At 41.4% G+C, this 6,844-nt stretch carries 6 protein-coding genes and 2 pseudogenes; all 8 read right to left on the bottom strand.

Annotation, left to right across the window (positions count from 1 at the left end):
- Positions 1 to 993: LysM domain-containing protein (locus HT723_RS11370; protein WP_240154929.1), on the bottom strand; the 993-nt coding region annotated here is incomplete at its 3' end.
- A gap of 297 nt (positions 994 to 1,290) precedes the next feature.
- On the bottom strand, positions 1,291 to 2,670 hold the full coding sequence (gene vex3, locus HT723_RS01180; RefSeq protein WP_172934462.1) for an ABC transporter permease subunit Vex3: 1,380 nt from the start codon (positions 2,668 to 2,670) through the stop codon (positions 1,291 to 1,293).
- 55 nt (positions 2,671 to 2,725) lie between these two features.
- Entirely contained in the window at positions 2,726 to 3,373 is a 648-nt protein-coding gene (vex2, locus tag HT723_RS01175; RefSeq protein WP_061439180.1) for an ABC transporter ATP-binding subunit Vex2, read from the bottom strand.
- A 52-nt stretch (positions 3,374 to 3,425) separates the two neighbouring features.
- Positions 3,426 to 3,497: pseudogene (locus HT723_RS01170) on the bottom strand (ABC transporter ATP-binding protein); the annotation flags it as partial.
- A 12-nt stretch (positions 3,498 to 3,509) separates the two neighbouring features.
- On the bottom strand, positions 3,510 to 4,787 hold the full coding sequence (locus HT723_RS01165; protein ID WP_172924898.1) for an ABC transporter permease: 1,278 nt from the start codon (positions 4,785 to 4,787) through the stop codon (positions 3,510 to 3,512).
- A 235-nt stretch (positions 4,788 to 5,022) separates the two neighbouring features.
- Positions 5,023 to 5,097 (bottom strand): annotated as a pseudogene (locus HT723_RS01160) (transposase); the annotation flags it as partial.
- On the bottom strand, positions 5,091 to 5,363 hold the full coding sequence (tnpB, locus tag HT723_RS01155; protein WP_275689904.1) for an IS66 family insertion sequence element accessory protein TnpB: 273 nt from the start codon (positions 5,361 to 5,363) through the stop codon (positions 5,091 to 5,093). The pseudogene HT723_RS01160 and the gene tnpB, both read right to left, overlap by 7 nt.
- A gap of 414 nt (positions 5,364 to 5,777) precedes the next feature.
- The coding region (locus tag HT723_RS01150; RefSeq protein ID WP_172934461.1) for an LPXTG cell wall anchor domain-containing protein at positions 5,778 to 6,844 on the bottom strand (1,067 nt) is incomplete at its 5' end.

Genomic DNA, 6,844 nt, shown 5'->3' with positions numbered 1-6,844 from the left:
TGATTTTGGTTCTGATACCGTTGACTCTTCTACTTTCGGTGCTGGAGATACGGGTGCTTCTGCTTTTGGTTCTGATACCGTTGGCTCATCCGCTTTCGGTGCTGGGGTCGCTGGCTCTTCTACTTCTGGTGCCAGTGTTGCTGGTTCTTCCGCTTTTGGCGCCGGTGACACTGGTTCTTCCACTTTTGGTGCTGGGGTCGCTGGTTCTTCCGATTTTGGTTCTGATACCATTGGCTCTTCCACTTTCGGTGCTGGCGCTTCAGAACTTGGATTTGAAACTACAGGTTGATTTGTTGTCCCTATATTTGAAAGGGCCTTGTCTACTACTGGACTTGATTCAGTTGAGTTCCCTGATTCAATTGTAGTATCTGCAGATGGAGCATGTAAAGTTTCTGATCTTGTTTCGGCTTTTGGCGCAACTGAGACTGAGGTTTCTGATTTCGATGCCGGCAATACTGACTCTTCAGCTTTCTCTGCTGACGCCGCTGGGATTTCCACAGCTACTGGTGTCGTTTGTTTAACAGTAGTCCTTTGTTCACCAGTTACAGTATCTGTTTTTGTTTCAACTTCATAACTTTGACGACTACCAGAATTATCAATCGACACTCGCTGTCTTTTTACTTCTGTATTTCCATCTTTTAGAAAAGCCTCTTCGCTAAAATACAATTTATTATTAGCAAAAATCAAATCTCTATTTGCAATACGATTTATCTCAACCAAACTATCAACAGATAGCCCTGTTGCCCCACTAATAGCACTCAATGTATCTCCCCACTTAATTGTGTAGTGTGATAAATTGTCTATATTTAAAATATCAGCTTTCACTTCCTCAACTGTTCTGGCTACCCAAACACCATCTTGTTCACTGGCTGATACAGTTGGAGCTAAAAAGCCTAGCCCCAGTAGAATCACACCTGTCGCAACAATTGCACCCGTTCTTAATTTTCTAAAACCACGGAGGGATAAGCTTCCTCTAACATTTGTTTGTCTCATAATATTTATTTTTCCTCACTATTCTATATTTTCCAAGGTAGACCCTGCCTAGGTCTACTAGCCTATGTTTGCGATATGGATAGGCTTCTACAGATTTATCTATAGATTTTTATGCACAATTCCATATATAAGTTGCGAAACCCCTTTCTAATAAATTCCATAACTTTAGTATATCATATTTAACACTAAAGTACAAAGAAAGCAACTGAAAGCAATGATTTTCACCACTGCTTTCTGCTTCATGTATCATTTTAAAACTTTCAGTTACTAGCCTCATTTTTCAGTCTAGCATCAGTATTATTCACCATCCAGCAAAAGCTCTTTTGGTTGTTTTCTAAGGAGATTGCTTGAAGCAAGCGCCATAACGAGAACCACTAGAACCAAGGCTAGGACAAAGACGATGATAAAGTCTGAAGTCTGAATAGAAATATCTAGGCTCGACAAGGTCTTGCTAAAGCCATCTACTTCTGCACCACCACCAAGGTTAGAGGCTTGAGCCGCCTTACTAGCCTGTTTGGCAACACCTGAAGTCACATTGGCAAGGACAGTGTTTCCAATTGCACGGGCAGTGTAATTAGCTAGGAAGTAAGCAGAAACTAGAGCAGGGATAGCAATCAAGATAGATTCGGTTATGAATTGCCCCAAGATACTTGCCTGCTTGAGGCCGATAGAGAGGAGAATTCCCACTTCCTTGCGACGGGCGTTGATCCAAAGGCTGAGCAAGAGGGCAAGGAGGAGAACTGAGAAGCTCAAGCTACCCCAGAAGAGGAGGTTGGCCATCTTGTACATACCAGAGATAGATTGCTCAAGAGCTGGGTAGTTAGAGGAGCTCTTGACGAGTGTGTAGCTCTTCCAGTTGATACCACTGATGCCATTCAACTCTTTCATAACATCATCCAAGTTCTTGTCTGCTGTTACAAAGAAGGTTGCGTCCCCATAAATGGCTGTGTCTTCTGTGTATCCATAAAGTTTTGCAGCAGTGTGAATGTCTGTAATAGCTGTGTTTTCGTAAAGTTCTTGTGAGTAGGTTACTGCTGACTTATTATGACCATCAAAGAGTCCCTTGATTGTCACTTCAACTGTTTCCTTGGCTCCTTTTTCATTATCTGCATCGTAGATATTAGAGTCCAGTTTAACCTTGTCCCCTACTTTCCAGCCGTGTTTGGCTGCCAAGTCCTTGTGCAAGAGGATTTTATCCTTGTCGTCGTTGGTTAAGTGCTCTCCTTCGACTAGTTTATAAGAACCAGAGACAAACTTGTCTTCTTTAGAGGAGTCATTGACACCTGTAATCATCAAGCTACTTCCAAAACGTTTGGCACGATCAGCAGTGAGATTCTTCTTGGTTTCTGGCGTTTCAATGAGGTCATATCCAGTCAAATCTCCGATAGCGTTGATACGTTTGACATAAGACTCGATGGCCTTGTTTTCGGTGATTTTTTTGATGTCTTCACCCTTAATATCCCCAGCACCACGAGGCGTTCCTTGGTTGACGCGACGATTGATTTGCATGGAGAAGCTATTGGTGATATTTTTAAAGGTCTCCTGAGAAGCCTTGGCAGTAGCTCCCTTGATTGACAAGCCGACCAAACTCAAGCTCGCCATGAGGAGAATAATCAGGAAGATGACGATCGATTTGAAAAACTTCCTTGTAACATAGGCAAATGCGTTGTGTAACATAGATTCCCTTTCTAGATTTTATTCTATTTTATAGTTTGAACAGAAAAAGTTCGTATTATTTCGTAGTATTTCGAGTTTCAGTCAGTTTCTTATCTTTCAACTCAAGTGTAATATCTGATGCTTGTGCCACTTCTTTGCTGTGGGTTACGACGATGACACATTTACCTGTTTTCTGGGCAAGTGATTTGAGCAGTTCGACAATATCTCCAGCAGTTTTAGGATCCAGATTTCCTGTTGGCTCATCAGCTAGAATAACTGGAGCTTCTGAGACCAAACTGCGAGCAATGGCAACACGTTGCTGTTGACCACCTGATAACTGGAGAACATTCCGCTTGATCTGATTTTCATCTAAACCAAGCTCAAGCAGTGTATCCTTGCTTGCCTTTTTGTTGACCAAGCGGATATTTTCCAGTGGAGAAAGATAATCTATCAAGTTATAATTTTGAAATACCAGGGAAATATGGTGCATACGATGGTAGGAATACCCCTTCTTACGAATATCCTCTCCTTGGAAAAGAATCGAACCTTCAACAGGACTATCTAAACCAGCAAGTAGGGACAAGAGAGTGGATTTCCCCGCTCCTGACTCCCCAATAATACTGTAAAATTTCCCAGGTTCAAAATGATAATTGATCTGATATAGGACTGCCTCAGCAGTGTTCTTATAACGGTAGGTAAGATCTTGTAATTGTAATAAAGTCATGATTTCTCCTTCTTAACTAATAGATGATAAAATTTCTTTCGGCGATTTTCTAAATCTGATATAGGACTGCCTCAGCAGTGTTCTTATAACGGTAGTTAAGGTCTTGTAATTGTAATAAAGTCATGATTTCTCCTTCTTAACTAATAGATGATAAAATTTCTTTCGGCGATTTTCTAAATAAGAATAGGAAACAAAGGGCTACAGATAAGCAACTAAGCAGAACTAGAAAAACATAGGATTCTGCAAAAGATAGGGTGCTGGTTGATAGACTGCTTGCTTTAGCTAGCGTGTCTTGTAGGGCTGCCTGATCTCCACTTGCTAGTAGGGTTTGGAGTAGGTAAGATGTTATTGCGTTTCCTGCAACAAATGCTGGAAGCAAAGCTCCAAGAGATACCAAAACTACCTCTAAACAGAATTGTAGGAAGATCGAGCTCTTGCCTTTTCCAAGTGCCAGTAAAATTCCCACTTCGTAGACCCTTTCTCTCAACCAGAGAGACAAAACCAGAATTAAGGCTCCTGCTCCTGCTATCAACATCCCATAAAGGAAGATGGTCAGGAAGGTTTGGAAGGTTTCCACTGAGTCTTTGATTTGTTCAAAAGCCTTGTTTTCCTTCTCGACTTGGTAGCCTTGACTTTCCAAGGCCAAGTTTTCCACCTGCTTCATGAGTCCGTCCATTTCCTTAGGATTTTCTACATAGAAGCGAGCTGCACTGACTTGAGCTTCACTATTGCCCAAAAGTGTCTGGCTACTTTCATAGTCTGTAAAGACCTGGTTTTCACTGAAGTCGGAAGACAAACCTGTGAATTTCTCCTGTTTTTTACCAGAGAAGATTCCGACGATTTCAAACTCTACTGTTTGCCCTTTGCCAGATTCGGACTGTCCAGCATCCAAGCTAATCTTGTCATGAAGTGAAAGACCGTTCTTCTTAGCCAACTCTTCGTGGATGATGATTTTCTTTGAATCCCCTTTTTGAAGGTGACGACCTTCTTTTAGGTTGAAAGCCGAGCTAGTAAAGGTTACATCCTTGGATGAATCCTCAAGAGCCGTTAAGCTGACCAAGTTTTTGTCCGCTGCTGACAATTCATCACGCTCCACGCTCTGCTCGCCACTCACTGCTTCCTTGTCTTTTAGTTTTGCGACCGTCTCGAGTTCAGGAGAGACATGTTCCAGTCCCTTAATCTGGCTCACGGATGATAAGTCCGACAACTTGAAAGTCTGACCATTTTCTATCTTCTTAATAGAAAAAGAGGTGTTGAGTGATTTGTAAAGATTGCTTTCCACTGTTTTGTTGGACTTCATCAGAGTCAAACAGGCTGAAATTCCAGCCAATAGGACCAATAAAATCAGAAATAAAATAAAACTTCTCAGTCGTTTTCTGCTGACATAAGCCCAAGCTCTTTGGATTGGATTCATTTGTCACCTCCATATTTGTAAGAATATTATAAAACCCAAATATGAAATGTTTATGAAATACGAAAAAAAATATCGAGTAGGGGATAATCTCTAGTCCCTCTCACACCACCGTACGTGCCGTTCGGCATACGGCGGTTCAACTAACTTTTAACGCATGTCGTTCAAGGTCATAATCCAAACACGAAATCAGTCCACGTTTTTCTTAGGCTAAAAGAGTCCACTGGACTCTTTTACTCCGTCCCATAACCAATGATTTAATAGCGCGTTCAGCTAGATTATTGGAAAGGACCAGATGCCCGTCTTTCAATAGAAATCACGACTTTCTGATGAATTTATTTTGGGAGTGATAGAAAAGCCCTTCATAAGCCAGTCTACTTGTTCAGGCGTGAGAGCTTTGATATCCTTTTCTGTACTGGGCCAAGTCAGTCTGCCGCTCTCAAAGCGTTTATATAGTAGCCAAAATCCTTGACCATCCCAGTAAAGGGATTTAAAGCGGTCTTTACGTCCACCACAAAAGAGAAAGACTTGACCTGAGAAAGGATCCAATTCAAAGTGGGTTTTAACCAGATAAGCCAGTGAATCAATACCTTACCTCATATCCGTTTTCCCACACACGAGATAGACCTGCCCTAGGCTAGATAGATGAATTGTCATAGAGCAACACCTTATCCAAAAGCTCTTCTATCATTTCGAGATTGTGGAATCTCTACAGGAACAATAGGTTGTGGCATTAAAATATCCTCCAATAGTTTTACTTTACGAATAGTATACAGGAGGAGCTCCATGAATGATAGATACCTTGTTATGACGCGCTTACCGTACTATTATAAATTCAATCCACTATATCATTTGATTCACTAGTAAAAAAAGGATAACATCTCCTCTCGGAGATGCTATCCTTTTGGGGGCGACTAGAACATAGTGTTCCAATCTATTTTCGTTAAATTTACAGAATGTTTATCCTATGAATTATTTTATCAAAGTAATTGCTTACTCTTCTTCCTCGCGTTTTTTCGCGATAAGGAGTCCCCCTGTTGCTGCTGCAAGAAGTGCTAGAGCAAGTGAAGCGCTAGATTGTTCTGTACCAGTATTTGGCAATTCTTTCGCTCCTGCTTTCTCAGCTGGTGCTTGAGCAGGTGAATCTTGGTTGGTAGCTGGATTAACTGCTACTGAACTATCTGATTTCTTGACTGTCTTATCTGCTGGAATAACAGATGTAGTACCATCTTCAAAGGTTACAACTACTGATCCGTCTTTGTTTACCTTAATATCTTTCGCAGTTGGGTTAGATTTCTTAACTTCTTCGGCTACCTTAGCTTTTTCTGCGTCAGTCAAGTTGCTTGGATCTTTAACTGGTGTTGCTGACGGATCCTTAACACTATCTGCATCTTTAGCTTTCTCAACTGCTTTAGCTGCTGGAATTACTGCTGTTGAGCCATCTGGGAAGGTTACAGTTATTGTTCCATCTTTACCTACTTTAACATCTGTTGCAGTTGGGTTAGATTTCTTAACTTCTTCGGCTACCTTAGCTCTTTCTGCATCAGTCAAGTTGCTTGGATCTTTAACCGATGTTACTGATGGATCTTTAACACTATCTGAATCCTTAGTTGATGCACCTACTGGTTTAGATTCTGGTTTCGAGTTTGGATCTTTCGGATTTGTTCCTTTCTCTACTTCTTCCTTATCAGTCAAGCCATCGCCATCTGTATCGGCTTTAGTAGGGTCTGTTCCTTTCTCTACTTCTTCCTTATCAGTCAAGCCATCGCCATCTGTATCTTTAGTTGATGGATCTACTGGTTTAGATTCTGGTTTCGAGTTTGGATCTTTTGGATCTGATCCTTTTTCTACTTCTTCTTTATCAGTGACGCCATCGCCATCTGTATCGACAGTGTCTGGAGTAGATGCTGGATCTTTTGGATCTGATCCTGCCTCTTTTTCTACCTTATCAGTGACGCCATCGCCATCTGTATCGACAGTGTCTGGAGTAGATGCTGGATCTTTTGGATCTGATCCTTTTTCTACTTCTTCTTTATCAGTGAAGCCATCGCCATCTGTAT

It is taken from the genome of Streptococcus sp. 2106 (assembly GCF_013277315.1).
GTDB classification, from domain to species: domain Bacteria; phylum Bacillota; class Bacilli; order Lactobacillales; family Streptococcaceae; genus Streptococcus; species Streptococcus pseudopneumoniae.
This window is presented reverse-complemented; position numbering and strand designations above follow the sequence as displayed.